The following is a 25789-nucleotide window of genomic DNA, read 5'->3' on the forward strand; positions in this document are numbered from 1 at the left end:
ATCGCCGAGCACGCCGGATCGTCTCCGCGCGTGCGGTGTTCTCGGGATAGGGACCGTTGGCGCTTCGTGCGCGGTTGGGTCCGGCAGGCCCCACTGCCGGGTCTGACGACCCGTCCAGCGTACTGCTCAGTCGGCGACGGCGGCGATCGCCTCGACCTCGACGAGCTGGTCGTCGTAGCCGAGGACGGTCACGCCGAGCAGTGTGCTCGGCACGTCGTGGTCTCCCATGGCGGCGCGGACGACGTCCCAGGCGGCGACGAGGTCCTGCTGCTCGGTCGTCGCGACGAGCACCCGCGTCTGGACGAGGTCGTCGACCCCCGCGCCGGCGGCTGCGAGCGCCGTCCGCAGGTTCGCGATGCACTGCGCGGCCTGCCCGGCCACGTCACCGACGGCGACCGTCGCACCGTGCTCGTCGAGCGGACACGCGCCCGCGAGGAACACGAGCCGTGTCCCGGCCGCCACGGTGGACGCGTAGGCGTACTCCGCGACGTCGCTGAGCGCTGCGGACCGGATGAGCTGGACGGCACTGGACACGGGATCAGCCTGGCACACGACGACGAAACCCCCGGCGAGCCGGAGCTCGTCGGGGGTTTCGTGGTACTGGTGACCCCAGCGGGATTCGAACCCGCGTTACCGCCGTGAGAGGGCAGCGTACTAGGCCGCTATACGATGGGGCCGCGGCTGTTGTCGGACTCGGAGCATGTCACCTGTGGTGACCCCAGCGGGATTCGAACCCGCGTTACCGCCGTGAGAGGGCAGCGTACTAGGCCGCTATACGATGGGGCCGTTCCGACAACTCGACAAGTATTGCACAAGCCGCGCATCGCGCCAAAACGAGGCGTGTCGCCCGGGTGTGCCGCCATGCCGCGCCCGGCATACGGCGAGCGGCCGTGGACGCGACCGCCCAGCGGACGGGAGGCGCGGGGCGGGCCCGCCACGGGCCTCCCGTTCGACCGCGCGCACGTCCGGAGCCGCACTTCGTGAGCAGGAACGGTCGCGCCCGGCGCGGTCAGATCGTGAGCGACTCCCCCGGCCGCAGGACCTCGAGCACGCCGCTCGGCGCGAGCGCCTCGCGCAGCCGACCGGTGTGCATGCCGTAGCCGACGTCGGAGAGCGTGGCCTCGTGGATCGGGTAGGCGCGGGCCGGGGCGAGCGCGGCGACGTAGTCCATCATCTCGGCGACCTTGAGCCACGGGGCACCGACCGGCGCGGCGAGGACCTCGACGGGGACGCCCGGGTCGGTGTACGAGTCGCCGGGATGGAAGAGCGTGCCGTTCACGAGCACGCCGGTGTTGTCGACGATCGGCACCGAGGAGTGGATGAGCTGGTGCCGCGTGCCGTGGAAGTCGAGTTCGAACGGGCCGACGGTGCGGTGGTCGCCGTCGGTGACGACCTCGACCGCGATGCCGGAGTCGGCGAGCGCCGCACGGACGCCCTCGGGGCCGAACACGACGGCGTCGGGGTTGGCGGCGAGGATCCGGTGCAGCTGCTCGGGCGTGACGTGGTCGGGGTGTTCGTGGGTGACGACGACCGCGACGACCCCGGTCGCGTCGACGGGGCGGGTGAAGTTGCCCGGGTCGAGCACCAGGCGGACGTCGCCGTCCGACAGGATCTGGCAGGCGTGTTCGAGCTTCGTGACCTCCATGCGGGCGACGCTACCCGCGGGTGGCCCGGCGGGCTCGGGCCGGGGCCGACTCGGAACGACGTTCCCGTTGTCGTGCGACATCGGGATCGTCGTTCCGAGTCGATCCCGCCCACGCCCCGCCCCGCCTCACCCCGGCGGCGGCGCCGTCGTCCCCCGCACCACCAGGTGCGCCGGCGCCGCGACGATCGCTCCGGCAGCGCCGCCGTCGACCTCGGCGAGCACTGCCCGCGCCGCTGCCCGCCCCTGCGCCTCCGGGTCCTGTGCCACGGTCGTCAGGCCCACGGTGGCGCCGTACTCGTGGCCGTCGATCCCGATCACGGAGACGTCCCCCGGCACCGACAGCCCCGCCTGCCCGGCGGCGAGGAGCACCCCGAGCGCCATCTCGTCCGATGCGCACAACACGGCAGTCGGGCGATCGGGCCCGGCCCCAGCGCCGGTGCCGGCACCGGCACCGGCGCTCCCGCCGAACAGCGCGTTCCCCGCCGCCAGCCCGCCAGCGAACGAGAACCGCCCGTCGAGCAGCCACCGGTCCGGCACCGCGTGTCCGGCAGCCCGCATCGCGTCGACGAACCCGTCCCGCCGCAGGTGCGGCACCGCGACGTTCATGCCGGCCTCGTCCTGCCCGCCGACGTAGGCGACCCGTCGGTGTCCGAGTCCGCACAGGTGGTCGACCGCGATCCGGGTGACGGCTCGGTCGTCGACCCCGATGTTCCGCAGGCCCGGTGCAAGTCCGCCGATGACGATCATCGGGTGCCGGGTGAGTTCGAGCTCGGCACGCTCGGTCGCGTCGAGCACCAGGGACAGCAGGACGAGGGCGTCGACACGGTGCCGCAGCATCGAGCGTCGGAACGCCCGGTCGCGGTCGCCGCCCGGCCCGCCCAGGTTGTAGAGCACGAGGTCGTACCCGGCCCGCCGGAGTTCCGCGTCGACGCCGCCGAGTGCCTTGACGTAGAACCACCGGTCGATCACCGGGACGACGACGCCCACGGCGCGCTGCCGCCCGGTGGCGAGGCCGGCCGCCGCCGAGCTCGGGACGTACCCGAGCTCGTCGGCGACACGACGGACCTCGTCGATCGTGGTCTCCGCCACGTTCTCCATCCCGCGCAGCGCTCGCGACACCGTGGACTTCGACAGTCCCGTGACGGTCGCGATCTCCTGGATCCCCATCGATGCGACCCGGGAGGCCCGTCAGCCGTCCGTACCGTGTGTCACGCCCGCCGGACGGTCGGCTGCAGTGCCGGGGGCGGTGTGCGCGACGGCCGCTGCGGTCCGGCGCGCCCGGTGCGGTGCACGACGACCCGCTGGTGCGAGCTCGTCCCACCCGCTGTGCTGGTGCACCCGACCGTCCGCCGAGGGCCGTGGCTGACGACGGGTGTCGTCGCCGCGAGCGGTGCGGACCGGGGCGACGGCAGGAGCGGCACCGATGCCGTCGGTGGCCCCGTCGACGACCGCGTGGCGGCGGAGAACCCGCACCCGCCACCGGTCGAGCGCCACGACCCCGAGCACGCACACCAGCAGGGTGAGTGCCCAGCCGAGTGCCGGTCGACCGGTGACCTCGCAGAACACCGTGGCGCCGAGGAACAGGATGCCGAACATGCCGACGAAGCCGATCGCCTCTTCGATCCGGGCCGTGGGCCGGGTGGGTCCGCGCTGTGCCATGGTCGTCAGCCCTTCACGCCACCGGCGGTGAGGCCGGCCACGATGCGTCGCTGGAAGACGAGGACCAGGATGACGAGCGGGATCGTGACGATCGTGCCCGCTGCCATGACCGCCGTGTACGGCTCCTGGTGCGGCTGCGACCCGGCGAACGAGGCGATCGCCACGGTCACCGGCTGCGTCGCGTCGCTCGAGAGCTGCGAGGAGATCAGGTACTCGTTCCAGCTGGAGATGAACGCCAGGATCGCCGTCGTGAACACCGCGGGGGCGGCGAGCGGCAGGATGATCCGCCGGAACGCCTGCACGCGGGTGCAGCCGTCGATGCGCGCTGCTTCCTCGAGGTCCCACGGCATCTCGCGGAAGAACGACGCGAGCGTGTAGACCGTCAGTGGCAGCACGAACGAGATGCTCGGCAGGATGAGCGCCTGGTAGGTCCCCATCCACCCGATGTCCGTGAAGAGCTGGAACAGCGGGGAGATGAGCGCGACGCCCGGGAACATCGACGCCGCCAGGATCGCGCCGGCGATGAGCGACTTGCCGCCGAACTCAAGGCGGGCGAGGGCGTACGCCGCCGTGGTGCCGACGAGCAGGGCGATGATCGTCACGACGCCGCCGATGAGCAGGCTGTTGGCGAGCGCCCGCCCGAGGTGGTTGCCGAGCGACGTGGAGAACGCCGTCGCGTAGTTGTCGAGCGTCACGTGCGTCGGCCACGGGGTGGCGTCGAACGTGAACCCGACGTCGCGGAAGCTCGTCACCACCATCCAGTAGAACGGCAGGAGGCACCACACGGCGATGACGATCGCCTGCACGGCCGTGCGGATCCGGGGGCCGGTGTCGCGGCGGACCCGGACGTCGGCGCGGTCGACGGCGCGGTCGCGTGCTGCTGCGGTGGACCGGGGGCGGTCTGCTGCGAGGGTCACTTGAGTTCACCCTTCTGCTGGGCGGCCTGCGTCTGCACGACGTTGGCGCCGAGGAACCGGACGAAGACGAACGCCACGATGAAGATCACCAGGAAGGTGATGGTCGACAGGGCCGACGCGGAGTTGAAGCCCTGCCGGATCTGTTCGACGACCAGGATCGACAGGGTCGTGGTGGCGTTGCCGGAACCACCGCCGCCGCCGGTGAGGATCGCGGGCAGGTCGTACATGCGCAGCGCGTCGAGCACGCGGAACAGGATCGCGACCATCAGCGCGGGCTTGATGAGCGGCAGGGTGATGAGCACGAAGCGCTGGAACGTCGACGCGCCGTCCATCTTGCCGGCCTCGTAGACCTCCTCCGGGATCAGCTGCAGCCCGGCCAGGATGAGCAGTGCCATGAACGGCGTGGTCTTCCAGGTGTCGGCGATGATGACCGCCCACCGGGACGCCCACTCGCCGCTCGTCCACAGGATCTGCTGCCCGAGGACGTGGTTCAGGACGCCGTTCGCGTCGAAGATGAAGTACCAGAGCTTCGCGGTGACGGCCGTCGGGATCGCCCACGGCACCAGGATCGCGGCACGGACGAGCGCGCGGCCCTTGAAGTTGCGGTTCATGATGATCGCCATCCACACGCCGATGGCCGTCTCGAACGCCACGGTGACGACCGTGAAGAAGAACGTGTTGCCCATCGACACCCAGAACTGGGAGCCGAGGCTGCCGGGCGGGCAGGTGACGTTGCCGCACTGCTGGCCGAGCCAGTGCGCGTAGTTCGTGATGCCGGCGAAGCCGCCCTGCACGAACAGGCCGGTGGCCTTGTCGAGGCCCTGGTCGAGCTGGAACGACTGGATGATCGCGCTGACGACCGGGTAGCCGATGACGATCGCGAGGAGCAGGATCGTCGGGCCGATGAGGTACACGGCCCACCGGCCGTGCTCGGCGTTGAGTCCGCCCTTGCGCCGTTGGCGCTTCGGTTCCGTGCCTGTCGGGCCTGGGATGGCTGCGGGGATCTCGGTTGCTGCTGACACGTGTCGGCCTCCTTGCCGGGGGTGTCGGAACGCAAGTAGGGGCGGACTGGAGGCACGAGCCGGGATGGCACCGTGCCTCCAGTCCGATGCGGCGTGCGCCGCGAGTCGCTAGCTGCTGGTCGCCGCCTTGAGGGCGTCCTGCATGTCCTTCATGGCTTCGTCGACCGACTTCGATCCCTTGAGCGCCGCGTAGGTGTTGTCCTGGATCGCCTTGGTCACCGCCGGGTAGAACGGCGTGACCGGGCGCGGCTCCGCCGACTCGATCGACTTGAGCAGCGTCGGCAGGTAGGGCAGCTTCGCCGTCAGCTCGGAGTCGGTGTAGAGGTCACCGACGACCGGGGCGAGCGAACCCTGCGTCGCGAAGAACTTCTGCGTGTCGTTCGAGATGAGGAACTCGAGGAAGTCGTGCGCCGTCGCCTTGTGCTTCGAGTACACGCTGATCGCGGCGTTGTGCCCGCCGAGCGTCGAGGCGCCGGTGCCGTCCGCACCCGGGATGGGGGCGACGCCGAACGTGTCCTTGACCTTGCTCGAACCGTCGGTCTTCGCCAGGTTGTAGACGTACGGCCAGTTGCGCAGGAACAGCAGCTTGCCGGCTTCGAACGCCGTGCGGCCCTGTTCCTCTTGGTACGTGATCGCCTCGGCCGGGATGTTCCCGTCCTTGAACGCGTCGACCAGGTTCTGCAGGCCGGCCTTGGCGTCCGAGGTGTCGACGTCCGGGTCCCCGCTCTTGCCGAGCACCGAACCACCGGAGCCGTTGATCGCCTCGGAGGCGTTCACCGTCAGGCCCTCGTACTTCGCGAACTGCCCGGCGTAGCAGCCGATGCCCTTGTCCTTCGCGATCTGGCAGTCGGCCATCATCTCCTTCCACGTGGTCGGTGGCGTCTTGACGAGGTCCTTGCGGTAGTAGAGCAGTGCGCCGTCCGAGGTCTGCGGGGCGGCGTAGAGGGTGTCGTTGTAGGTCGCGGTCTTCACCGTGGCGGGCAGCAGGTTCGAGGTGTCGATCTTCATGTCACCGGTCAGCGGCGTCAGCCAGCTCTTCGCGGCGAACTCGGCGGTCCAGACGACGTCCACGTCGACGACGTCGTAGTTCGCGTCCTTGGCCTGGAAGTGCTGCACGAGGTCGTCGTGCTGCTGGTCGGCCTGGTCGGACTGCTCCTTGAAGGTGACCTTCTCGTCGGGGTGGGCCTTGTTCCACTTCGCGATCAGCGGGCGGACGACGTTGGAGTTGTCCTTGCCCTGCACGTACGTGATGGGTCCGCGGCTGTCCTGGCCGCTCTTGGCGTCGTCCGAACCGGCGCCGGAGCTCCCGCTCGAGCAGCCGGTGAGCACGAGGCCGATGACGGCGACCCCGGCAACGGATGCGAACCGCACCCTGGAGCGTGTTGTCTTCACAGCGTTGTCTCCTCATTGAGATCACCAGGGGGCATCGATCGGGTTCGACGACACTGCCCTGGAGCAGGCGCCGCTGCCTGCTGGTGGAGGAAGCTACGCCCGCCGCAGGGGTTCCGCAACCGGTTGCATCGGTTCCGTGACCTGAGCGTGACCTTGGAAGTCCCGGAGACTTCCTGGGTGAGCGCTCACCCTCGTTCGAGGGACCCCGGCGCGCCACTGCGGAACTCCGCATGAACCCCGCCACCGGTGTCCCGCACCGTTGTCCGCACCCACGGCCCCACGTAGCGTCCACGACATGGCCACCCTCCACCCCGCCGACACCGTGCCCGCACCGCGCCGTGTCATCGGCGTCGACCTCGACGCCCCGCTCCCCCGTCTCGTCGCCGACGAGACCGGCGAGTCCGCCATGGTGATCGGCTACCGCGGCGGCCACCCCACCGGCACCCTCGACGTACGGCTCACCGACGACCCCGCAGACGCGGCCCGCGCCCTCGAGGCGCTGCAGGAGACCGTCCTGGCCGACGTCCCCGCGGTGTCCGACGACGACCTGCCGACCATCTCGGTCGTCGTGTCCACGATCGTCGACCGCGTCGAGGACCTCGGCAAACTGCTCGACGTCCTCGAGCACCTCGACTACCCGCGGCACGAGGTCATCCTCGTCGACAACCGCGTCCGCGTCCCCGCCGGCGACGCCCTGCCCGCGATGCTCGCCGGGCGGAACGTGCGCCTCGTCGAGGAACGCCGCCCCGGCCTGTCCGCCGGACGGAACGCCGGTGTCGCCGCGGCGACCGGCGACGTCATCGCCTTCACCGACGACGACGTGCGCGTCGACCCGCAGTGGCTGCGCGCCATCGGGTCCCGGTTCGTCAGCGAGCCCGGCCTGGACGCCGTCACCGGCGTGATCCTGCCGAGCGAGCTCACCACCCCGGCGCAGATCTGGTACGAGGCGTACTACGGCGGGTTCAGCGCCGAGCGCACCTTCTCGCCCGTGACGATCGTCCCGGACGACGTGCAGGGCACCATGCGGCACGCCCGCGTCTCGGCGGTCACCCCGTCCGGCGAAGTCCTCAAGCACTTCGCCGTCTACGGCATCGGCGCGTACGGCGCCGGCGCGAACATGGCCTACCGTCGCACCCTGGTCGAGGCCGTCGGCGGCTTCGACCACACCCTCGGCGCCGGCTCCCCCGCCCGTGGTGGCGAGGACCTGGCGATGTTCATCGAGACGCTGTGGCGCGGTGGGAAGATCGGCTTCGAGCCCCGCGCGGTCGTGCACCACCGGCACCGCCAGACCATCGAGGACCTGCACAAGCAGCTGCACGGCAACGGCGTCGGCTTCACCGCGCTGATGTTCGCGCTCGCCGCGAAGGACAAGCGGCACGTCGCCGTCCTCGCCCGCCTGATGCCGCTCGCCGCGAAGGTCAAGTCGAAGCAGATGCTCTCCCGCCTGGCCGGACGCCGGGACGCCGCGACCGAGGTCACGAACGACGCCTCGACCACGCGCATCCCGAAGACCCTGGCGTACCACGAGCTGCGCGGGTTCCCCGCCGGCCCGGCCGCCTGGTTCCGCAGTCGACGCCGCTGGCGCGACGTCGAGGCCGGCCGCTTCCGGCCGTAGTCGCACCACCCGACGGACGGGAGGCCCGTGGCAGTGTCGCCACGGGCCTCCCGTCCGTCCGTTGTCGGGTCCGACCGACGCGGTACGACACTCGCGTTGTCGTACGACGTCGAGGATGTCGCCCCCATGCGCCCGCAACCGTTGCGCACGCAACGAGCGACAAGACACGTGTCGTACGACGACCGTCTTGTCGCAAACCGGGTGCAGCGACCCTGTTCGCCGGGGCCGGCGCCCGCGCCTCAGCGCGCGGTCAGCCGCCCGGCCACGTACCGCCACGGCCCGCCCAGCGCGGCCGTCAGCTCGGCGCGCTTGAGCCCGCGCGTCGCCTCGGTGAACTCGGCGTCGACGGGCCAGCCGCCGCTCGCGTCGACGGGGCGCTCGTCGGCACCCTGCCCGAGCGCACCGAGCCGGCGGAGCGCGCCGGCCGCACGCCGCAGCACCGCGAACGCCGTGGAGGGCCGCAGCACGAGCTTCGTCACCCAGGCGCCGAGCCCGGTGCCGTAGCCGATCGCCTGCGAGCGCAACGCGGCACGGTCCTTGCGGTGCTCGTGCCAGACGACGGCCGAGGGTTCCACGGCGAGCGCTCCACCGGCGAGCAGGACGCGGGTGAACAGGTCGGGGTCCTCACCGGCTCGGGCACGGGTGCCGGGGCCGAGGGCGACGTCGAAGCCACCGAGCTGCCGGACGGCGTCGCGGCGCACGGACATGTTCGCGCCCGTGCCGAACGCGCCGACGGTGAAGGGGAACAGGGGCTCGTCGACGGGCGGGACGGACGTGCGGTACACCCGGCGCTCGAGGTTCCGCGCCCAGGTGACCCGCTCGTCGAAGAAGCGCTGCGTGGGGGTGCGGAGCTCGCCGCTCGGGACGAGTCCGGTGACGCACCAGACGTCGGCGTCGCGCTCGTAAGCGGCGGCGATGGCGGCCATCCAGTGGCGGTCGACGACGACGTCGTCGTCGATGAACGCGACGATGCCGCCGGTGGCGCGGGCGAGGCCGGCGTTGCGGGCGCGGGAGACGCCGGCGCGTGCCTCGAGGACGTAGTGCACGCGGGGGTCGGCGATCGCGGCCACGACGTCGCGGGTCCCGGTGGTGACGGGCGCGTTGTCGACGACGAACAGTTCGAAGTCGTCGTAGGCCGAGTCGAGGACGGAGCGCATGGCGCGCGCGAGCGCCACGGGGCGCTCGCGGGTACCGATGACGACGGAGACGCGTGCGCCGTCCGCGGGGGCGTCGACCGGGAGGCCCGGGGCCGGCAACCGACGCAGGGCCGGTCCCAGCTCGGCCGGGTCCACCGCCCCGCGGTCGTCGACGCGCACGTCGACGAACCCGGCGACGTCGCGGCCGTCGCGCACCATGAGGCGGGCGCGGCGGAAGCCGTCGGCGCCGGCGAGGTGCACGGTGTCGGCGGCGAGCGCCGCGGACCGGTCGACGGCGCCGACCCAGGCAGCTCCGACCCAGGTGGGGGCGTCGGGCGAGGGCATCGCGGGGTCGAGCGTGAGGGCTCGTTCCGCGGTGGTGGTGTGGTCGGTCATGTTCGTCCCGTCGGGCCGGTCTGGTCGGGTGGACGTGGCAATGCTCCGCGCGCGTCGACAGGGGGTCAACCGCGATGCTCGGAGGATGCGGGGAGGCTGCGGTTTGCCGCCACTAGACTCGCGGGAGACGCCGGTCGACCCGCCGGTGCGACCCCGGTCCCCGCCGGACACGAGGAGGACGCATGCCGCTGGCCCGAACGATGGACCGGCTCGGCCTGACCAGGCGTCCGCGCCCGACGTTGCACCTGGTTCCGGACCCCGACGCGTCCGACCTCGTCGTGGTGCACCTCGATGCCGACGACGCCGCGTGCGGCACGTGCGGGCACGCCCAGGCGGCACACGAGCACTACCGTCCGGGCACGGACTGCGCGCTCTGCGACTGCCCGAAGTTCCGCCGCGCCCACTGACGCGATCCCCCTCGCGCGATCCCCCTCGCACCCCCTCGATCGGGAGGCGCCTGCGGGAAACCGCCGTTCCCCCGCAGGTGGTCCCGACCTCCCTTGTCGGTGCTGCCGGGCCCGCTTAGCGTCGCGGACATGGCCATCACTCCCACGCCACTCGCGTGCATCGTCCTCGCCCACGAGGACCCGACGCACGTCCGTCGGCTCGTGGCGGCGCTCGACCCGTTCCCGGTGTTCCTGCACTGCGACGCGAGCACCGACGACGACGTCTTCGAGGCGATGACCGCCGGTCTGCCCGAACGCGTGCACGTGCTGCCGCGGATGCGCACCGGGTGGGCGAAGTGGGAGAACGTCGCGGCCGAGGTCGCCGGCTACCGTGCTGCCCTGGCGCAGACCGACGCCACGCACGTGGCGCTGCTGACCGGCAGCGACTACCCGCTGGCCGACGCCGACGAGATCTCGGCGCTCCTGACCGCGAACCCCGGGCGGTCGTTCGTCGAGGCGAAGCCGCTCCCGCACCCCGCGTGGGGTCGCGACGGCGGTCGGTCGCGCGTGCGGTTCCGGCACTGGGCGTGGCGGAAGCACATGCTGCGCCTGCCGGTCCCCCGCCGGGTGCCGCGCGACGTCGTGTTCGGCGGCGGCTCACAGCTCAAGGTCCTGGCCCGCCACCACGCGCAGGGGGTCGTCGACGTGTTCGACGGGCGCCCCGACCTGGTGGCGTTCTGGGAGCGGGTGTGGATCGGCGACGAGACCTTCGTGCCGTCGGTCCTGCTAACCCCGGCGTTCACCCCGGACTTCGCGGACGCCCACGCGGTGCAGCCGCTGTGGTGGATCGGGTGGGACGGCACGAAGCAGAAGAGCCCGCCGTGGCTCGGGATCGAGGACGCCGGCCGGGTGCTGGAGCGTCGCACGGCTGCTGACCAGTCGACCCCGTACGTGTTCGCCCGGAAGTTCTCGACGTCCCGGAGCACCGACCTGCTCGACGTGGTCGACGCGACCTTCGGGCTCCGCACGTCCGCCGACGACCAGCCGGTGGTGGTGGCACAGTGACCGTCCCCCAGACCCGACGCGAAGCGCGTGCGGCCGAGGCGGCTGCGCTGGCTGCACAGCCCGACGACGACGAGCTCGAGGCGTCCGTGCAGCCGGCGGCCCCCGGCGCACTGTCCACCGACACGGACTCGATCGCCGTCGCACGCGGCTCGTCCGTCCTGTTCGGCCGCGGTCTGCTCTACGTGGTCGTCTGGTCGATGCAGCTCGTCGTGAGCTCGCTGATCTCCCCCGTGCTCGCGCACCTGATGCCACCGGCCGAGTTCGGCGTGCTGGCCTCGGCGATCGCGCTGTACCAGGCCCTGGTGGTCGTGGCCGTCTGCGGCATCGACCAGGCGTCGGTGCTGCAGCGCGCCGAGGACGGCGACGACCGGCGTGCCCGCGGCCTGATGTTCGTCGGCATGGTCACCGCGGTCACCGTCACCGTGTTCGCCCTGGTGTCGATCCCGCTCTGGGGCGACGCCGCGGGCTTCGTCGACCAGCACCCCCTGCTGCTGGTCGCCGTGCTCTGGACCGGGCCCGCCGCGATCGTGCAGCTGTCCCTCGCGCTGCTCGTCGCCCAGGACCGCATCCGCGTGTTCGCCGTGACGAGCCTGCTGTCGTCCGTCGGCGGGTCGATCATCGGCCTCGGGCTCCTCGCCGCCGTGCACGCCGACGCGACCACGTACGCGTGGGGCGGGGTCGTGGCGCAGGGTGCCGCGATGGTCATCGGCATCATCGCCACGAAGCCGCGCCTCCGCGGTCTGTTCGACCACCGCACCACGATCCGGGCCTTCAAGCTCGGCGTCCCGATCGCGCTCGGCAGCCTGTCGTACTTCGTCCTGAACGCCGGTGACCGGCTCGTCGTGCAGCGCCTGCTCGGTGCCGACGAGGTGGCCCGCTACCAGATCGCCTACGTCGTCGGCTCCGCGGTCATCCTGCTGCTGACCTTCACGAACCAGGCCTGGGCGCCGCACTTCGCCGCCCTCCGCGACGCCGTGGCCCGCCGCCGGCTCGCCATGCACGCCCGGGACGAGCTCTACATGCTCCTCGCCCCCGTGCTCGTCGCCGTCACCCTCGTGTCACCGGTGGCGCTGCCGATCCTGGCCCCGGCGTCGTACCGGGTCGAGTCCCTCACCGTCGTCGTCTTCGTGGTCGCCCTGACCGCGTTCCCGGTGGTCGCGAGCGGTGCGACCGGCCGGCTCCTGCTGGTCGAGCGCCGCGGCGTGACGGTCGGCGTCATCGGTGCCATCGCCGGCGTCGTCAACATCGCGGCGAACCTGGTCCTGGTGCCCCTGACCGGCATCGTCGGCGCGGGCATCGCCACGGTCATCGCCTACGCCATCCTCGCCGCACTGCAGCAGGCCTCCCTGCCGGACCGCCGTGCGTGGCGCGGCCCCCGACGCCGTGTGCTGCTCGCCATCGCGATCGCGATCGTCGTCGCCGCGGCCTCGCTCCTCCCGCCGCAGGACCTGGCGTGGAACATCGTGCGCATCGTCGGCGTCGCGGCCTGCCTGCCCTGGTTCTTCCGCCGCCTGAAACTCGCTCGCGGAGGATCCGCATGACCCGTTCCACCCCCCGTCCGCTGCGTGTCGTCGTCGCCACCAACGGACTCGCCATCACCGGCGGTGTCGAACGCTGCGTCGTCGAGGACGTCGGCGAGCTCGTCGCGGCCGGCCACGGCGTCGAGGTGTGGCACCGCGCCGGTCCGGACGGCGACCCGGACGAGGGCCGTGCGGTGTTCGACCGGCTCGGTGTCCGACTGCGCCACGCCCGTGACTACCGCTTCGGCATCCGGACCGCCCCGGCGGACGTGTTCCGCTTCGTCCGTGAGGGCCTGCGCCTCCGCCGGTCGCGCCCGGACGTCCTGTGGCTGAACCGTCCGGAGTTCCTGCCGTGGGGCCGCGTCGTGTCCTTCGTGTCCGGCGTCCCCCTGGCCGTGCACCTGCACCACGCCCCGAACTACCGTCGGCTCGGCCCGTTCGCCGGCGGCCGGACCCGGTACCTCGCGGTCTCGGCGGCGATGGCCCGTGCCTGGACCGCCGTCGGTGCCCCGCCGGACCGCGTCGACGTGGTCCCGAACGGCGTCGACACCGCGGCGTTCCCCGCCGCCACGCCGGGCAGCACGCGCCGAGCACGCGCTGCGCTCGGCCTCGACCAGGACCGCCCCGTGGTGCTCTACTACGGACGGCTCACGCGGTCGAAGGGCGTCCTGGCCCTCCTGGAGGCGTGGGGTCGCTTCCACGCGTCGGCCCGCGTCCTCGTGGGGCCCGGAACACCGCCCGCCCCGGCTCCGGTGCTCGTCCTGGCGGGTGCGCTGTACCCACAGGACGCCCCCGCCGTGCACCGCGCGATCGCCACGCTGCCCGAGGGGTCCGTGGTCGTGGTGCCCGAGCGCGACGACGTCGTCCCCCTGCTGCACGCCGCCGACGTCGTGGTGGCACCCTCCGTCGAGCCCGAGGGGTTCGGCCGCGTGGTCGTCGAGGCGATGTCCACCGGACGCCCCGTCGTCGCGGCCGCGTCGGGCGGCACCGCCGAGATCCTCAGCGGGGAGTGGACGCGGTTCACCGTCGACCCCACCGAGACCGCCGCGCTGGCCGACAAGGTCCTCGAGGCGCTGCACGCGGCCGAGACGGAACCCGGTCTGGCGGACCGGTGCCGCGCCTGGGTGCGGGACCGGTACGGCCGGGAGCGGCACGTCGCGGCGCTGCTCCGGGCGCTCGAGGCGCACGCGGAGCACTGACGACCCACGACGACTGAGCCGACGACGACGTCGGCACCGCTCAGTCGTTCGGGACCGTCGTCGCGGTGTCGTCCGGCAGCGACGCGCTCGGCTCGGCACCGTCCGCCGGCACGTCGATCGTCATCCAGTCGATGAGGAGCGACCCGGCGGCGTCCGCCGGCGGGTTCCCGGCGTTCGACCCGGCCTGCACCACCAGGTGCATCCGAGCGGTCGGGATGTTCTCCGTCGTGGTGCCGACGACCTCGTCGTCGACCAGGAACGACATCCGGTCGGCGGTCCACTCGATCGTGTAGGTGTGCCAGTCCTTCAGCGACGCCTCGGTCTGCTGGTGGATGCACTTCTCGGCGGGGTCGGCCAGGCAGTGCACGTTGAGCCACGCTGGCGCGCCGAGCGCTCCCTCGGGGAAGTCGATCTCACCGTCCGACCACAGGTTCTCGTCGCTCCAGAGCAGCACGGCGACGCCGTACCCGTCGACCTCGTCGCTGCGCATCCGGATGCTGTACCGGCCGGCGGTCTGCCCGCCCCACTCGCCGTCGACGAGCGGCACGACACCGCCCGCCAGCGGCACCCCGGCGCGCGTGGTGCGCAGACGCACGTCGAGCACGCCGTCGTGCGTCGACAGGGTCGACGCCTGGTAGCGCCCTGTGCCCGCGGTGTCGGCGAACCCGTGGTAGGCGACGAACCGGTCCGAGTACCGGGACTCGAAGGTCCGGTTCGTGGCGGCGTCGGCGAAGTCCTCGCCGAACACCCGGGTCCACCCCTCGGGCTCGGAGCTCGGCATCGAGACGCCGCTCGGGTCGTCGCGGGTCACGTCGTCACCGTTCGCCGTGGTGGTCGCGGTCGTGGTGCCGGCGACGATGCCGGCAGCCACGAGCAGGGCGCCGGCCGCGAGCGCGGTCCGGCGGGTGCCGGGGCGCCGCGGCGGCCGGTGCCGGGACAGGCCACGACCGTGTGCCGGTGGGGCGCCGTGGGCGGATGCCGCGTCGTCGGCGACGTGTTCCGACCACGTGGGGCGGGCCTCCTGGCCGTCACCCTGCTCGTCGGTCACCCGGTCGTCCACGCGCGGATCTCGGAGAGTCCCACGTTGCCCGTACTGTTCGAGACGCCCGTCACCGTGAACCGCACCCAGGTGACGTCACGCGGGGTGAAGTCGACCGTCAGGGCGTCGCCGCCGTTCGGCAGGGTGCCGACCGCGACCTGGCTGCCGTCCGAGAACGTCAGGGTGCCGCTGGTGACCTGGTCCGAGCTGTTCGGGCGGTCGTGCAGGACGATCCGACCGAGGTGCTGCGAGGCGGCCCAGTCCAGCTGGATCCACACCCCCGTCCGGCCCCACGGGGCGACCCACTCGGCCGTCGGGTTGTCGGGGTAGCCCGACACGACGCCGTCGACGGCCTTCGCGACGGTCTGCCCGGTGGACTGGTCGTCCCACGCGGCGGTCGGGGTGGCCGAACCGGTGACGTCCGACAGCGTCGGCGTCGGGGTGGGGGTCGGCGTCGGCGTGGGCGTGGGCGTCGGTGTCGGTGTCGGCGTCGGCGTCGGCGTCGGCGTGGTGTCCGCCGGCCGGAACGCCCGGATCTCGGCGAGGCCGACGTTCCTGGTCGTGCCGCTCACGGAACCGACCGTGAACCGCACCCAGGTGACCTGTCGGGCGCTGAACGCGACGCGCTGCACGACTCCCCCGTTGTCGAGCGACGGGACGGCGACGCTGGTGCCGTCGGAGAACGTCAGCGTGCCGCCGGTCACCTGGTCGTCGCTGTTCGGCCGGTCGGCCAGGTCGATCTCGTGCAGGGTCGTGCCGGCGGACCAGTTCAGCTGGATCCACGTGCCCGCCCGGCCACCGGGCGCCGCCCACTCGGCCGTCGGGGCGTCCGGGTAGCCGCTCACGACGCCGTCGACGGCCTTCACGGCGGTCTGGCCGTCGGCCGGGTTCTCCGCGCTCGCGGTGACGGTCGCGCCGGCGGTGACGTCGGTGCCCTGCGAGGTCGGCGGGTCCGTCGGGGGCTGGGCCGACGAGCCGACGGCGTACTGCCGGCTCAGCCAGGAGCCCTCCGGGCGCGACGCGCAGGCGGAGGTGGAACCGCAGGTCTCACCGTCGTACGCGGCGTACGCGAAGAAGGCGGCGGCCTTCGCGGCCGTCTGCGCGGAACTCAGGTTCGACGGGCGGTCCGCGATCGGGTACCCGAGGTAGCCCGTGAACGTGTGCGTCGCCGTGTACGCGGACTGCGCCTGGTCGGCGAGGTACGCGACGGTGTGGTGGTCGCTGTGGTCGCCGTCGCCGTACGTGCCGCCGTGGTCGAGCGTGTGGATCTCGGTCGGCGCGTACCCGGTGACGAGCCCGGAGAACGTCGCGCGGAGGTCGGTCAGCGAGAAGGAGGTCGGTTGGGCTGCCCCGGTGACGGTGTGGATCGTGCTGATCTGGCCCTCGTAGAGCTTCTCCAGGCTCTCGCCGCCCGTGGCCGCGAAGCCGGAGCCGTCGATGTTGCCGTCCGGCAGCTCGAGGAACACCAGGCTGAGCCGCGGGGCCGTCGCCAGGGTCGCCGTGCGGAGCGTGTGGCCGGCGACCGAGATCTGCCCGGCTGTCCAGTTCGAGGAGACACCGGCGATCGACGCGTACGACGCCATCAACCCGTTCTCACGGGCCTGCCAGTACCAGGCGGGCTTGCCGGCGTCACCGGCGGTGACGATGACCGAGCGGACGCACTTGGCGGCGTCGATGTCGGCGCGGAGCTCGGTACCGGAGAACAGCAGGTCGTCGTCGGCGTGCGCCACCATCGTGAGGACCCGACCGGCGCTGCAGTCGGCGTTCGCGGCGGCCGTGCCACCCGTCGGTGTGCTGCTCGGCGTGGGCGTGGGCGTGGGCGTGGGCGTGCTGGTCGGGGCGCTCGGCGGCGGTGTCTTCCGGCCTCGTGCGTCGGCGGACATCGCACCGCCGGGTCCGGCGATGACGGCGACGACCGCAAGGACCCCCAGGACCGCCGCGGCGGACGCGGCGCGCGTGCGCCACGTCCGCCGGGGGGCCCGGGTCGTGCGGTGTTCAGTTCGTGGCATGTGCGAGTCCTGCCGGGGTCAGTTCGTAGACGGCGGTGGTGCCGGATCCGAAGACGCGCTGCCAGTAGGGCGAGTCGGCCATCGCGGCCGCGAGCTCCTGGTAGTCGGCGTCGGTCTGGTACCCGTACCGCTCGTCGTAGGCGCCGAAGGGCTCGGCGACCAGTGCGTAGTACTTCGTCGCCGGCCAGTCCAGGACGAGCTGGCGGGTCATCGTGGACACGTCGGCCTCGGCGTCGTAGCCCTCCGGCTCCGGGTACGCCCCGAGGACCTCACGGGACAGCGCCCCGACGTCGAAGTAGCGTGCGCCGGTGTTGCTCGGGACGGCGTTCGCCGAACCGGTCAGCAGCATCATGGAGCCCTTCGGCGCGGTCGCGTCGTAGAACTGCGTCGCCGCCGACTGGCTGCGCGTCGGGACGCGGTTCCAGTCGAGGGCGGTCTGACCGAACGCGCCGATCCCGACCATCGCGGCGACCGCGACCGCAGCGATGACGACCTTGACCGCCGTGGGTCGCACCGCACGGGTGACGAGTCGACCGACGGGAGCCAGCCGGCCGCTGGGCATCGGGAGCCCCGCCGCCAGGATCGCGATCCACGGTGTCGCGAACAGCACGACGCGGAAGATGCCCTCCTGGCCGTAGTTCGTCGCGACGAGCAGCGAGATCGGGCTCGCCGCCGTGGCCAGCAGTCCCCAGTGCACGCGGTCGCGGCGCATCAGCACGGTGATCACGGCGACGAGGCCGAGGACCACGAGGGCTGCCGCGGGGATGTCGAACGCGAGCCGTGTGACGAGCGGCTTCGGCAGGACCGTCATGTCGTGCGACGGCGGCTGCACGTTGTCGAGCACCTTGCCGACGGCTCCCAGGGACAGGAACTTGCCGAGGATGTCGTCGTTCAGCAGGGCGAAGCCGACGGCGGGGACGAGCACCACGACGGGGAGCCACCAGGGGCGGAGCAGTCGGAACACGATGAGCGTCACGAGTGCGGCGACCGTCAGGTACGGCGAGATCTGGTGGGTGACGACCAGCACGATGCCGATCAGCGTGATGGCGATGATCCGCGACAGGCCGACGCGGCGGGCCCGCAGGATCGTCGAGCGGACGCCGTCGACGGCGGTCACCGCGGTGCGTCGCAGCGGGCCGACGGCCAGCACGAGGATCACCAGGGACATCAGGATGCCCACCGACTGCGGCGAGAAGTACGTCGTGTTGAGCGAGCCGGTCATCGCGGTCAGGAACGCGGCGATCCAGGGGCGACGGTTGCCCGGCAGCCAGTTGGCGGCCAGGACCCCGACGGCGATCGTCGTGCTGAAGGCCAGCAGGACGGGGACCCACGCGGCGATGGTCATCGCGTTGTCGATCCCGCCGACGTCCGCGACCCAGGCGCCGCCGGCGAACAGGCCGGACCACGTCTGGAAGATGTCGGCGGCCGGGTTCGTCGAACCCCAGCGGCGGATGTACTCGAGCACGCCGATGTGGCGGGCGGCCGCCATCACGGTGGGCATGCCGTAGGTGATGGCCTGTGCGAGCTGGATCGACCCGCCGAGCACGACGACCGGGATCGCGAGTCCGCGACCGCGCACCAGGGCGACGACGGCAGCGGCGACGACGATCGCCAGTCCGATGACCAGGCCCGGGCCGAGCGACCCGAACAGCCCGTCCGGCACCGGGTCGCCGATGTGCGTGAGCGCGACGACGACGATGACGAGCAGCCCGACGACCGAGCCGGCGGTGACGGTGTTGGTGGTGGTCCAGCGACGGGCCGTGGCGCCCTCGGCGGCCGGCTCGAGGCGGGCGCGCTGCAGTTCGGCGACGTCACGCGGCACGGCGATCGCGAGGGCGACGGCGGTGAGCACGACGACCCCGACGAACGGCACCGTCGGGTTCCAGAGCTGGAACGTCGCCATCGTGTAGCCGATGCCGATCGTGCCGACGAGCGATGCCGTGACCGCGAAGACGCTGAAGCGTGCCAGCGGCATCGGGCGGACGAGCAGGAGGGGTGCGACGCCGAGCAGCGCGAACAGGTACACGCCGATCGCGCTCCCCCGCAGCACCGGGAGCCCGGCGATCGCGGCGACCCCGGCGACGAGGAGTGTCAGGACGACGATCGCCGCTGCGGTGAGTCGTGCGATCGGGCTCATCGCGTCCACCGCGAGCGGGCGGGCGGGACCGGCCGAGGCCAGGCCGTGCCGGAGCTCGTGGCGACCACGGTCGTTGCGGTCGATCGTGCCGCCGCCACGCAGGCGTTCGACGAGCGCCAGGAACGGCGCCGTCAGGACCGAGCGCTGCTCGACCCCGCGCAGCCGCCGCTGGGTGGCGGCGAACTCGGCGTCGACCGCGTCGGGCACGCGATCCGCGTCACCGGTCTGGTCGCCGGCGATGTCCGTCGCACGGTCGCCCTGCTCGAGGCCGAGTCGTGCGAAGGCGCTGAGCGCCTCGGGCGCTGCGTCCACCGATGCGGTGAGCGACTCGCGGTCGATGGCGTTCTTGGTCATCCAGGCTCCGAGTCCGTGGCCGTGCGCGGCTGCAGCGGCGCGGAGCGACGCGACGTCGTCCGCCGATCGCTGCCACGCGATGGCGGCCGGTTCGACGGCGATCGCGGATCCGGCGAACAGCAGTCGTGTGAAGAGGTCGAGGTCGTCGCCGGCACCGACGCGTGTGCCCGGTCCGAAGGCGGTGTCGAAGCCGCCGATCCGGAGCGCGGTCGCGCGGTGCACGGCGAGGTTGTCACCGGTGCCGTAGGCAGCGGCGGCGAAGGGGTGGTGCGGGGGCGCGTCGTCGGTGTCGTCGAGGCGGAACACCCGACGGCGAACGGTTCGGCCGGCCGCGGTGCGGTCGTCGTGCCAGCGCTGCGCGGGGGTGCGCAGTTCGGCGCTGGGGACGAGCCCGGTGACGCAGGCGACGTCGGGGTCCGCGGCGAACGCGGCGGCCAACGCGGCGACCCAGTCGCCGTCCACGACGGCGCCCTCGGCGACGAACGCGACGACCTCGCCGCTCGCGGCGAGGAGTCCGGCGTTGCGGGCGGCCGCGAGGCCACCGGTCGGCGCGGCGATCGTGGTGACGTGCCGACCGCCGATCTCGACCGTCGCGGTGCCGCTGTCGTCGGCGCCGTGCGAGACGACCACGACGTCGAAGTCGGGGTACTCGTTGGCGAGCACCGACCGCATGGTGGTGCCAGCGGCCCCGTCCGTGCAGAGCACCACGGTGACGGACGGCAGCACCAGACCTGCTGCCGGCCGACGCTCGGGCACCGGCATCGGCCGGATCGCGCGCTGGAGGGTGCGGACGTCGATCGTCCCGCCGATGCGGCGACGCTCGGTGATGTCCGCCTCGACGAAGCCGAGCGGCTCGCCGTGGTCGCGGACGAGCAGTCGAGCGCGCCGGTAGCCCGCGGCGCCCTCGAGTGCGACCACGTCGCGGTGGCTGGACGCGTGCACGTCGGCGCGGTCCACCTCGCCGACCCACAGGGCGCCGTCCCACGTCGGGGACAGCGGCCCGGTCACGATCGGCGAGATGACCATCGCCAGGGTCGCGCGGGTCACCGCGTGCCCACTGGTTGTGCGACCGGGACGGGTGCCGGGGTGCGGACGACGACGCCACCGAGGACACGCCCGACGGCGTAGCCCGTGACGGTCGACGCGACGGAGAGCACGATCGCGAAGGCACGCAGGGCACCGCCACGACCGATGTGGCGCAGTTCGCGCAGCACCGCTCCGGGGATGACCTTCGTCAGGTACGTCGACTCGCTGGCGAGCGAGTCACCCGTGCCGACGCGTCGGCTCAGGACGGCCTTCGAGATGCCCTCGTAGTAGCTGCGCCGGCGCAGGTAGCGCATCGTCACGCGGTCCGGGGAGACCCGGTGCGAGACGTTCGAGCGCGGTTCGTGGCGGATGCGCGCACCCGGACGGGCCTGGGCGATGCGGATGCAGAGTTCGGTCTCCTCGCAGCCGAGCGGCTGGTTGCCGACGCGGCCGATGCCGGAGCGGAACCCGCCGGCGAGCATGATCGCGTCACGGCGGAACGCCATGCTCGAGCCGATGACGTTGCGCACGTCGCCGGGGGTCTCGGGCAGGCCGCGGTAGGAGCAGCCGACGATCCAGAGGAGCTCGTCGGCGTACGGGCCGGCACCGGTGGCGGTGGGCCAGGACGGTGTGGCCCGGCCGCCGACGCCGACGACGTCCGGGTCCTCGAGGGCGGTGAGCATGTGGCCGAGCCAGTCCGGGTCGGCCGTCGCGTCGTCGTCCAGGAACGCGACGACGTCGGCGTCGGTGAGGGCGACGCCCGTGTTGCGGGCGCCGGACAGGCCGCGGTCCTCGGTGTTCGGGACGACGCGGAGCTCGGGCCAGCGCGCCGCGGCGCGGGCGAGGAGCTCGGGTTCGTGGTCGATCACGACGACGACCTCGGGGGCCTCGGGCTGGCGCTTGGCGGACTCGACGCTGTCCTGCAGGTCGCCCCAGCGCTGCTGGGTGTAGGCGCAGATGACGACCGCGACGGTCGTCACGCGACTTCCTCCTCGAGGCTGGCCACGGCGGCGACGGGGGCGCCGTGCGGGGCGTGCCCGGCGGCGTGGACCGAGGCGTGCGCTGCGGCCGACGCGACGTGCGGTGCGGCGGCGTGCGGTGCGGCGGCGTGCGGTGCGGCGGCCAGCTGCTCGGCCGGCGGCACGACGCTCATCGCGGCGCGACGGACCTCGGAACGGCCGATCGCTGCGCGACGACGCTCGTGCATGATCGACTTCAGCACCCGGATGCCGTCGGTCACGGCGTTCAGGTTGCTCGAGCCGTGCACGCGGAGCTTCTCGTGGCTGGGGACCTCGGTGATCGCGAGCTCGGCGGCCGACCAGCGGCAGGTGAGCACGGTCTCGATCTCGAACCCGTCGCCCCAGAGCATCGAGCCGTCGGACGGCTTCGGCAGCTCGGAGGACAGCAGGCCGATCTCCGGCAGGACGTCCGCCCAGAAGGCGTTGTAGCCGTAGCAGAGGTCGCTGTAGCGGGTGCCGAGGATGATGTTGCAGAGCATGTTCAGGCCACGGTTGCCCATGTTGCGGACGATCGTGATGTCGTCGCTGCCGCCGCCGAGCGAGTAGCGGGTGCCCTTCGCGACGTCGGCGCCCTCGACGAGCGCCTGCACGAAGCGCGGGATCTCGTCCGGGTCGGCGGAGCAGTCGGCGTCGAACATGACGACGACGTCGCCGGTGACGGCCTCGAACCCGCAGGCGAGGGCGTTGCCCTTGCCCTTGCGGGTCTGGTGCACGACGCGGATGTCGGGCATCACACGCTGCGCGGTGGCGATGGTGTCGTCGACGGAGTTGCCGTCGACCAGGATCACCTCGTACACCGGCGGGAGCTTCGGCAGGATGATCTCGAGGTTTCGGGCCTCGTTCCGCGCCGGGATGACGACGGAGACCCTCGGGTCTGCAGGGCGAACGGTACGTGCGGGCATGGGCGCGGTCCTGTCGGGTCAGGGTTGCTGTCGGGTTGTGGCTCGTGTGACGAGCGGCGCGTCCTCGGATGACGCATCGACGACGGTGACCGTCGTCGGTCGAGCAGCGGGACGCGGGTACGACGCCGCCGGCTTCGCAGGTGAGTGGGTACTCTCCCCCGCGTGTCCAACCATCGTCGCGGGCTGGCAGGCGGTCAATGCGCGGTGCGGTCCATTGCGGACACTCGGCTGCGGATACGGAAACCCGCAACACCGCGTGCCGGCCACGTACCGTGGACGCAGGGGCAGGCGGACGGGCGCGCCCCGCAGAGCGGCAACGCGAAGCGTTGCGCGGGGCGTTGCGCGGGGCGTTGCGCGGGACGTTGCGCGGGACGCGCCGACCGAGCCTGCGAGGGAGGTGTGCCAGCTGGCACCGCGCCTCCCGTCCGTCACCCGGCTCAGTTCCGGGCCGCGCCCTCGGTCGCGAACGCCGCACGCAGCGCCGTCGCGAGGTCGGCCACGTGCGGTTCCCGCAGCAGCGAGCTGTGCTCGGCCGCGATCCGCACGGTCTCGGTCCGCCCGCGCAGCAGCGCGGACCAGCCGGTCGCGTCCGGGTTCGCATCGGCGAGTACGTACGTCGCCCGTCCGTGGAACGGCGTCGGGTGGTGCCGCCGGGTGACGAGCTCGGCCTGGTCGAAGAAGGCGTCGAAGTCCTTCTGCCCGCCGTGCCGCAGCACACCAGCGCTGTAGGCCCGCGCGCGCTTCGCGACGTGCTCGCCCCACGACATGCCGGACGGCATGACCCGTCGGACGGCCCCGGTGAGGCGCTGGCTGACGACACGGACGGCGGGGTTGCGGTGTTCGCGGGGCTCGAGCCGCCCGAACTGCTGCCGGACCCCCTCGGCCCCGGTCCGCGGCAGGTAGGTGTCCAGCAACGCGACGTGCTCGACCTGCTCGCCGCTCTCGGTGAGCAGCCGGGCGATCTCGAGCGCGATCAGCCCGCCGAGCGAGTGGCCGACCAGCAGGTACGGTCCGCGTGGCTGCACGATGCGCATCAGGGCGACGTACCGGCGGGCGCCGGCCTGGATGCTCCAGTCCGGCATGCCCCGACGCTCGAGGCCGTGCTGCTGGAACGCGTACACGTCGTGCTCGGGCAGGTAGCGGGACAACGGCAGGAACGTCAGGGCGAGCGCTCCACCGCCGGCGAAGCAGAACACCGGCGGACGGCCGGACTCGCGCGCGCCGGACACCTTGACGACGTCGGGGTGGCTCGGCAGCGCCGTCGTGCCGCTCCGCACCCGGCGGGCGAACGCCCGGAGCGTGGGGTGCTGCAGGACGTCCGACGAGCGCAGGTCGATGCCGAGACGGCTCTGCACGAGCGCGAGCATCTCCTCCGCCGACAACGAGTCGCCGCCGAGGGCCGAGAAGTCCTCGTCGAGGTGGACGCCGCGCAGGCCCAGCACCTCGGCCCAGATCTGCCCGACCACGAGCTCCCACTGGTCGTACTCGCCCTCGACCATCTCGGTCTCGATGCTCGGTGCACCCGGCAGCTCGGCCCGGTCGACCTTGCCGCGTTCGTTCCGCGGCAGCTCGGTCATCGGCACGATCGACGCCGGCACCATGTACTCCGGCAGGCGGTCCCGCAGGGCCAGGCGCAGGGCCGCGGGCGCGGGCGTGCGCTGGCCCGGACGGCCGACGACGTACGCGACGAGACGGGTGACGGCGGGCGGGTCGACCTGCGCGGTGACGACGGCGTCGTGCACCTCGGGGATCGCGCGGAGCGCCGCCTCGACCTCGCTCGGTTCCACGAGGTACCCGCGGACCTTGACGGCGTCGTCGGAGCGTCCGAGCAGCACGAGCCGGCCGTCGGGCTCGATCCGGGCGAGGTCGCCCTGGTGCCAGGTCGGCGTGCCGTCGTCGGTGCGTCCGGCGCGCTCGGCGGTCTTCTCCGGGGCACCCCAGTACCCGGCGGTCAGGCCCTGGGAGACGATGACGAGTTCGCCGGTCTCCCCCGGGTCGGCGGGGCTGCCGTCCTCGCGCAGCACGAGCACCTGTTTGCCGGGCAGCGGCCACCCCGCGGGAACGACGCCCTCGGGCACCGGGGTACCGGGCTCCACGGGGCAGTACGCCACGCAGCCGGTCTCGCTCGACCCGAAGGCGTTCAGCAGCAGCGTCGTCGGGTCGAGGTGCGGTCGGGCGGCGGCGATGTCGGCACCGGTCACCGCCTCGCCGGTGGTCATCAGGAAGCGGAGGCCGCCGAGCGCGGGGCCCGCCCCGGACGCCTGCGCCCCGGGAGCCGTCTGCGAGCCGACGATCGAGCGCAGCAGGTGCGGGGTGCAGACGAGGACGTTCACACCGTTGTCGGCGAACCGTGCGAGCAGGCGTTCGACCCCGAGCTCGCGGGGTTCGAGGAGCACGACGCTGCCGCCGCTCAGCAGGGTGTCGAACGAGAACAGCAGCCCGGCGGCGAACGACAGCGGCAGGACCACGCCGAGGCGGTCACCGGGTCCGGTGCCGAGGGCGACGGCGTCTTGCTCGGCGTTCGCGAGCTGCTGCCGGTGCGTCAGGACGACGCCCTTCGGCATGCCCGTCGAGCCGGAGGTGAACACGATCGCGAACGCGTCGTGGCCGCCCGGACGGGCGCCGGGCGCGTCGGCCGGTGTGTGCGTCTCCGTTTCGCTGCCCGCGGTCTCGCCGCCGGTTGTCACGCTGCCCGCTGTCTCGCCGCCGGCAGTCTCGCTGCCCGCTGTCTCGCCGCGGCGTTCGAGCAGCTCGTCGAGTGCGTGCACCCGGCCGTCCCGGTCGGCGACGACGGTCGCCGCCAGGTCGGCGCGCGCGGCGTCCGCCACGATCTCGTCGACCCCGGCGAGCTGCGCGACGTGCCCGAGGCGGACCGCTGGCAAGTGCTCGTCGAGCACCACCACGGTGCGCCCCGCGCGGACGAGCGCCAGGATCGCGACGACGGCCTCGGTGGTCTGGCCGGCCATGACGCCGACCGGCTTCGACGCGCCACCGGCCACGGCGCCGACACCCGCACCACTGTGGTCGTCGGGTCGGAGCTCGGCCCCGAGCGCCGACGCGAGGTCGCGCGCCGCCCGGTCCGCCTCGGTGAACGTGTAGGGACGGCCGTCACCTGCGAGCGCAGCGGCGTCGCCGTGGAGCGCGACCACACGGTCCCAGCGGTCCAGCACGGAGTGGTCGTCGGCCAGCGGGATCGCGGCTCGGTGGGTCCAGTGCTCGGTTGTCGTCAGCGGGTCGGCGGAGGTCACGATGACACCTCGGATGCTCGTCGGCGGGCCGCCGCGGGTCCCGCGCCGGTCCTGCGACGGTACGTCCGACGCGGTACGGCCCACGAGCCGTGTCGCGCGGGGT

Annotated in this window: 19 protein-coding genes and 2 tRNA genes; 5 read left to right on the forward strand and 16 right to left on the reverse strand. The window is 72.8% G+C overall.

Annotation, left to right across the window (positions count from 1 at the left end):
• Window positions 1-126 precede the first annotated feature (126 nt).
• From DEJ14_RS11595 to DEJ14_RS11635, 9 genes are all read right to left on the reverse strand, one after another.
• Complete coding sequence (locus tag DEJ14_RS11595; protein WP_111086043.1) at window positions 127-534, reverse strand: RidA family protein; 408 nt, start codon at window positions 532-534, stop codon at window positions 127-129.
• Window positions 535-601: 67 nt separating this feature from the next.
• Window positions 602-677: transfer RNA gene (locus DEJ14_RS11600), tRNA-Glu, on the reverse strand.
• A 33-nt stretch (window positions 678-710) separates the two neighbouring features.
• Window positions 711-786 (reverse strand) — tRNA-Glu (locus tag DEJ14_RS11605).
• A gap of 223 nt (window positions 787-1009) precedes the next feature.
• On the reverse strand, window positions 1010-1645 hold the full coding sequence (locus tag DEJ14_RS11610) for an MBL fold metallo-hydrolase (protein ID WP_111086042.1): 636 nt from the start codon (window positions 1643-1645) through the stop codon (window positions 1010-1012).
• A gap of 126 nt (window positions 1646-1771) precedes the next feature.
• On the reverse strand, window positions 1772-2812 hold the full coding sequence (locus tag DEJ14_RS11615) for a LacI family DNA-binding transcriptional regulator (RefSeq protein WP_111086041.1): 1041 nt from the start codon (window positions 2810-2812) through the stop codon (window positions 1772-1774).
• Between the two features lie 21 nt (window positions 2813-2833).
• Window positions 2834-3304, reverse strand: coding sequence for a hypothetical protein (locus DEJ14_RS11620; RefSeq protein WP_181437582.1), 471 nt, complete (start codon window positions 3302-3304; stop codon window positions 2834-2836).
• Window positions 3305-3309: 5 nt separating this feature from the next.
• On the reverse strand, window positions 3310-4221 hold the full coding sequence (locus DEJ14_RS11625) for a carbohydrate ABC transporter permease (RefSeq protein ID WP_111086040.1): 912 nt from the start codon (window positions 4219-4221) through the stop codon (window positions 3310-3312).
• The gene (locus DEJ14_RS11630) at window positions 4218-5243 is read right to left on the reverse strand and encodes a carbohydrate ABC transporter permease (protein WP_111086039.1); all 1026 of its coding nucleotides are present in this window, start codon (window positions 5241-5243) and stop codon (window positions 4218-4220) included. Before DEJ14_RS11630 ends, DEJ14_RS11625 begins: the two co-directional genes overlap by 4 nt.
• Window positions 5244-5351: 108 nt before the next feature.
• Entirely contained in the window at window positions 5352-6635 is a 1284-nt protein-coding gene (locus tag DEJ14_RS11635) for an ABC transporter substrate-binding protein (RefSeq protein ID WP_111086038.1), read from the reverse strand.
• Between the two features lie 295 nt (window positions 6636-6930).
• On the opposite strand from DEJ14_RS11635, the gene DEJ14_RS11640 reads away from it, so the two are divergent.
• Window positions 6931-8250: a glycosyltransferase gene (locus tag DEJ14_RS11640; protein ID WP_111086037.1), complete on the forward strand. Its 1320-nt coding sequence runs from the start codon at window positions 6931-6933 to the stop codon at window positions 8248-8250.
• A gap of 239 nt (window positions 8251-8489) precedes the next feature.
• Here the strand turns inward: DEJ14_RS11640 and DEJ14_RS11645 are convergent, their stop codons facing one another.
• Window positions 8490-9782 (reverse strand): glycosyltransferase family 2 protein, encoded by a 1293-nt coding sequence (locus DEJ14_RS11645; protein WP_111086036.1) that lies wholly within the window; start codon window positions 9780-9782, stop codon window positions 8490-8492.
• Between the two features lie 182 nt (window positions 9783-9964).
• On the opposite strand from DEJ14_RS11645, the gene DEJ14_RS11650 reads away from it, so the two are divergent.
• The 4 genes from DEJ14_RS11650 to DEJ14_RS11665 all read left to right on the forward strand — a co-directional run bounded on the left by DEJ14_RS11650 (window position 9965) and on the right by DEJ14_RS11665 (window position 13952).
• Complete coding sequence (locus DEJ14_RS11650) at window positions 9965-10189, forward strand: hypothetical protein (protein WP_146249787.1); 225 nt, start codon at window positions 9965-9967, stop codon at window positions 10187-10189.
• A gap of 129 nt (window positions 10190-10318) precedes the next feature.
• Window positions 10319-11233, forward strand: a complete 915-nt coding sequence (locus DEJ14_RS11655) for a beta-1,6-N-acetylglucosaminyltransferase (protein ID WP_111086034.1) — start codon at window positions 10319-10321, stop codon at window positions 11231-11233.
• Window positions 11230-12774, forward strand: coding sequence for a lipopolysaccharide biosynthesis protein (locus DEJ14_RS11660; protein WP_111086033.1), 1545 nt, complete (start codon window positions 11230-11232; stop codon window positions 12772-12774). Before DEJ14_RS11655 ends, DEJ14_RS11660 begins: the two co-directional genes overlap by 4 nt.
• Entirely contained in the window at window positions 12771-13952 is a 1182-nt protein-coding gene (locus DEJ14_RS11665; protein WP_111086032.1) for a glycosyltransferase family 4 protein, read from the forward strand. Before DEJ14_RS11660 ends, DEJ14_RS11665 begins: the two co-directional genes overlap by 4 nt.
• 40 nt (window positions 13953-13992) lie before the next feature.
• Here the strand turns inward: DEJ14_RS11665 and DEJ14_RS11670 are convergent, their stop codons facing one another.
• From DEJ14_RS11670 to DEJ14_RS11695, 6 genes are all read right to left on the reverse strand, one after another.
• Complete coding sequence (locus tag DEJ14_RS11670; RefSeq protein WP_111086031.1) at window positions 13993-15012, reverse strand: glycoside hydrolase family 16 protein; 1020 nt, start codon at window positions 15010-15012, stop codon at window positions 13993-13995.
• On the reverse strand, window positions 14997-17000 hold the full coding sequence (locus tag DEJ14_RS11675; RefSeq protein WP_111086030.1) for a DUF7402 domain-containing protein: 2004 nt from the start codon (window positions 16998-17000) through the stop codon (window positions 14997-14999). Before DEJ14_RS11675 ends, DEJ14_RS11670 begins: the two co-directional genes overlap by 16 nt.
• Window positions 16987-20538, reverse strand: a complete 3552-nt coding sequence (locus tag DEJ14_RS11680; protein WP_111086029.1) for a glycosyltransferase — start codon at window positions 20536-20538, stop codon at window positions 16987-16989. Before DEJ14_RS11680 ends, DEJ14_RS11675 begins: the two co-directional genes overlap by 14 nt.
• Complete coding sequence (locus tag DEJ14_RS11685) at window positions 20535-21497, reverse strand: glycosyltransferase family 2 protein (RefSeq protein WP_111086028.1); 963 nt, start codon at window positions 21495-21497, stop codon at window positions 20535-20537. Before DEJ14_RS11685 ends, DEJ14_RS11680 begins: the two co-directional genes overlap by 4 nt.
• Window positions 21494-22438 (reverse strand): glycosyltransferase family 2 protein, encoded by a 945-nt coding sequence (locus tag DEJ14_RS11690; protein ID WP_111086027.1) that lies wholly within the window; start codon window positions 22436-22438, stop codon window positions 21494-21496. The genes DEJ14_RS11685 and DEJ14_RS11690 overlap by 4 nt, the downstream gene beginning before the upstream one ends.
• 437 nt (window positions 22439-22875) lie before the next feature.
• Entirely contained in the window at window positions 22876-25686 is a 2811-nt protein-coding gene (locus tag DEJ14_RS11695; RefSeq protein WP_181437581.1) for an alpha/beta fold hydrolase, read from the reverse strand.
• Between the last annotated feature and the right edge of the window lie 103 nt (window positions 25687-25789).

This window comes from Curtobacterium sp. MCJR17_020 (genome assembly GCF_003234365.2).
Taxonomy (GTDB): domain Bacteria; phylum Actinomycetota; class Actinomycetes; order Actinomycetales; family Microbacteriaceae; genus Curtobacterium.